This window comes from Kineococcus indalonis (assembly GCF_009906395.1).
In the GTDB taxonomy this organism is placed as follows: Bacteria; Actinomycetota; Actinomycetes; order Actinomycetales; family Kineococcaceae; genus Kineococcus; species Kineococcus indalonis.
In genome coordinates this window covers 1-3,918 of sequence record NZ_JAAALM010000385.1, presented here as the reverse complement: position 1 = coordinate 3,918, position 3,918 = coordinate 1, and the positions used below count along the sequence as shown (strand labels likewise).

At 77.1% G+C, this 3,918-nt stretch carries 3 protein-coding genes; all 3 read left to right on the top strand.

The window, feature by feature from the left end; all coding sequences use genetic code 11:
- The first annotated feature begins 144 nt into the window (after positions 1-144).
- The 3 genes from GTR00_RS16140 to GTR00_RS16130 all read left to right on the top strand — a co-directional run bounded on the left by GTR00_RS16140 (position 145) and on the right by GTR00_RS16130 (position 3,900).
- Positions 145-1,680 (top strand): putative bifunctional diguanylate cyclase/phosphodiesterase, encoded by a 1,536-nt coding sequence (locus tag GTR00_RS16140; protein WP_166612611.1) that lies wholly within the window; start codon positions 145-147, stop codon positions 1,678-1,680.
- 91 nt (positions 1,681-1,771) lie between these two features.
- A complete protein-coding gene (locus tag GTR00_RS16135; RefSeq protein ID WP_166612610.1) occupies positions 1,772-2,947 on the top strand; it encodes an aldose epimerase family protein in 1,176 nt (391 codons plus the stop codon).
- Positions 2,948-3,075: 128 nt separating this feature from the next.
- The gene (locus tag GTR00_RS16130; protein ID WP_166612609.1) at positions 3,076-3,900 is read left to right on the top strand and encodes a DUF4397 domain-containing protein; all 825 of its coding nucleotides are present in this window, start codon (positions 3,076-3,078) and stop codon (positions 3,898-3,900) included.
- The last annotated feature ends 18 nt before the right edge of the window (positions 3,901-3,918 follow it).

The window sequence follows — 3,918 nt, the reverse complement described above, 5'->3', positions numbered from 1 at the left end:
GCGCAGCGGCGCTCAACCCCCGACCCCCGGACGACCCGGGGGGCCGTCCGGGGGTCGGGGGTTGAGCGCCGCTGCGCCCGCGCCGATGCACCGGGGGTGGAGCAGCCCCGCGAGCGACGGCCGGCGTCCCGGCTGGCGCGGCGCGTGGCGCTCGAGGCCGGTCTCGTCCTGCTGCTGACGGTGCTGCTGACCGCCCTGCTGGCCCCGGCGGACCCGCTGCGCCGGGTGGTGGACTTCGACGCCGCCCACCCGGGCAGCCCGCTGGGCCTGCTGGTGCTGGCCCTGGCCCTGTCGCACCTGCTCATGATGGTGTTCGGCGCCCGCCGCGGGCGGCAGCTGGCGCGCGAGCACGAGCAGCGCGCGCGGGCGGAGGGCGAGCTGCGGCGCCTGGCCCGCGAGGACCCGCTCACCGGCCTGGGCAACCGGGCGGCGTTCACGGAGGCGCTGTCGGCGGCGTGCGCGCCGGGCGGCGCGGTGGCGGTGCTGCTGCTGGACGTCGACGGGTTCTGCGAGGTCGACGAGCTGCTGGGGCAGCGCACCGGGGACGCGCTGCTGGCCGCGGTGGGGCGGGCGCTGCGCCCGCACGTGCCGGCCGGGGCCCTGGCCCGCGTGGGCGACGACACCTTCGCCGTCCTGCTCACCGGCGCCGACGCCGCGCCGGTGGCGGCGCGGGCGCGGGCGCGCGCGCTGCTGGCCGCGCTGCAGGTGCCCCTGGACGCCGGTGGCGCGCACCTGGAGGTGGGCGCCACGATCGGCCTGGTGGTGGCCGCCGGGCTGGACGCGGTGGCGGTGCTGCACCGCGCCGGTGCGGCGCTGGCCGCCGCGCGCCGCGAGGGGGTGCCCGTGCGCGCCCACGACGAGGACCTGGGCCGCCGGGCGGGCACCCACCTGCTGCTGCACGGTCAGCTGCGCCGCGCGCTCGCCGACGGGCAGCTGCGGGTGCACTACCAGCCCAAGGTGTCCTGCGCGGACGGCCGGGTCACCGGGGTGGAGGCGCTGGTGCGCTGGGAGCACCCGCAGCTGGGCCTGCTGCCGCCCTCGGCATTCCTGGAGGTCGCCGAGCGCTCCTCGGTGCTGCTGCCGCTGACCGAGGAGGTGGTGCGCACCGCCCTGGCCGACGCGGCGGCGTGGGCGCGCGCGGGCCTGGTCCTCGACGTCGCGGTCAACGTCTCGGCGCGCGCGCTGGGGGCGCCGCTGGAGCGGCTGCTGGCCGCGGCGCTGGACGCCTCGGGCGTACCGGCCGCGCGCCTGGAGCTGGAGGTGACCGAGACGGCCGTGATGGTCGACCCGCAGCGGGTGCCGGAGGTGCTGCGCCGGTTGCGCGCCGCCGGGCACCGGGTGGTCGTCGACGACTTCGGCACCGGCCACGCCACCCTGGCCTACCTGCGCGACCTGCCGGTCACGGCGGTGAAGGTGGACCGCTCGTTCGTGCGGCACCTGCGCCCGGGCGGACGCGACGACGCGCTGGTGACCGGCACGGTGCAGCTGGCGCACCGCCTGGGCCGCGCGGTGGTCGCCGAGGGCGTGGAGGACCCCGTGGCGTGGGCGGCGCTGGTGCGCTGCGGCTGCGACGAGGCGCAGGGGTACTGGCTCTCGCCGCCGGTGCCGGCGCAGGAGCTGCCGGCGGTCGTGGAGGAGCTGCAGCGGCGCCTGGCGGGCGTGGCGGGTGCGTTCCGTTGACAGCGTTGCACGGGGCCCCTAGTTTCCCGATCGCCACCGCAGCGGCCGTCGCCGCTGCTCGAGCGACGAGGCTCAGACAGGGGACCACCACATGCCTTCTCCCACCTTCAGCCGACGCAGCGTCGTGCTGGCCGCCACCGCGGCCGGCGCGCTGGCGGGCACCGCGACCGCCCAGTCCGCCGCCGCCGCCCCGCACAGCCCACCCAGCACCGGCGTCGAGGCGTGGGGGACCCTGCCCGACGGCACGGCGGTGGAGCGCCACACCCTCGTCAACGGCGACGTGACGGCGCGGATCCTCACCTACGGCGGGATCCTGCAGAGCCTGGAGCTCGGCGGCCGCAAGGGCGAGGGCACGAACCTCGTGCTGGGTTTCGACGACCTGGACGGCTACGTCGAGGGCAACAACCCCGGCCCGTACTTCGGGGCGCTCATCGGCCGCTACGGCAACCGCATCGCCGCCGGACGGTTCACCCTGGACGGGCAGACGTACCAGCTGCCCATCAACAACGAGCCGAACTCCCTGCACGGCGGGGAGGACTCCTTCGACAAGCGCGTGTGGGACGCCGAGCCGTTCACCGGCCCCGACCGCACGGTGGGCCTGAAGCTGCGCCTGGTCAGCCCGGACGGCGACCAGGGCTACCCCGGGGAGCTGACCGTCGAGGTCACCTACCTGCTGGACCACTTCGGCAACCTGCGGCTGGACTACTCCGCCACCACCGACGCGCCCACGGTGGTGAACCTCACCAACCACACCTACTGGAACCTCGCCGGCGAGGGCAGCGGCTCCATCTACGACCACGAGCTGACGATCCGCGCCAGCCGGTACACGCCCGTGGACGCCACCCTCATCCCGACCGGGGAGCTCGCCCCGGTGGAGGGCACGCCGATGGACTTCCGCCGCCCCACGGCGGTCGGCGCGCGCATCCGCCAGCCGTTCGAGCAGATCCTCTTCGGCCAGGGCTACGACCACAACTGGGTGCTGGACCGACGCGGCGAGGGCCTGGAGGAGGTGGCCGTCCTGCGCGACCCGCGCAGCGGGCGCACCCTGAAGATCTCCACCACCGAGCCGGGCCTGCAGTTCTACTCGGGCAACTTCCTCGACGCCACCCTCGTGGGCACCTCGGGCACGGTGTACCGGCAGGGCGACGGCCTGGCCCTGGAGACGCAGCACTTCCCGGACTCCCCGAACCAGCCGTCGTTCCCCTCCACGGTGCTGCGCCCCGGTGAGGAGTACCGCACGACGACGGTGTTCTCGCTCTCGCGCTGACGCCCGGCGCCCCGCGGCGGGTTCCCGGCAGGGAATCCGCCGCGGGGCGCATCCGCGCGGGCCCGTGCGCGCGCAGAGGGGGTACCAGCGGGACCACACCCGGTCCCGCGCTCCCCCTGGAGGAAACCGTGCGCAAGACGACCGCCACCGCCGCCCTCGTCGCCGCCCCCGCGCTGGCCCTCGCGCTGCCCGCAGCGGCCGCGTCCGCGGCGAGCGCGGGGTCCGCCACCGTGTCCATCCTGCACGGCGTGCCCGGTCTGACCGTCGACGTCTACGCCAACGGGCAGGAGGTCGTCGGCGACTTCACCCCCGGCACCCTCACCGACCCGCTGACGCTGCCCGCCGGCTCCTACGACCTGGCCGTGTACCCGGCCGGCGCCGACCCGGCGGGCACCCAGCCGGCGATCTCGGCGAACGACGTCGCCGTCCCCGCGGGGGCGGACGCCACCGTCGTGGCGCACCTGAGCGCGCAGGGCGCGCCGACGCTGACCCCGTTCGTGAACCCCGCCTCCGACCTGGCCGCGGGGCAGGCCGGTCTCACCGTCCGGCACGTGGCCGCCGCCCCGGCCGTGGACGTGCGCGCCGGCGGGCAGGCGGTGCTGCGCGGGCTGGAGAACCCGCGCGAGGCGTCCGCGGCCGTGCCGGCCGGGACCGTCTCCGCCGACGTGGTGCTCGCCGGCACCGACCAGGTCGCCATCGGCCCGGCGGACGTGACGCTGCCGGAGGGCGTGCAGACGATCGTCTACGCGTGGGGTTCGGCGCAGGACGGCAACCTCGCCCTGGCCACCCAGACGGTGGACGCCAACGGCTCCGCGCCCTCGGGCGTGGCCGCCGGGGAGGCCGGCGCCGCCGACGACGGCCTGCCGCTGTGGGTGGCCGCCGCCGGTGCGGTCGCGCTGGCCGGCGCGCTCGTGCCGGCGGTGCGCGCACGGTCCCAGCGCGCCCGCGCCTGAGGGGGCGCGCGTGAGGGC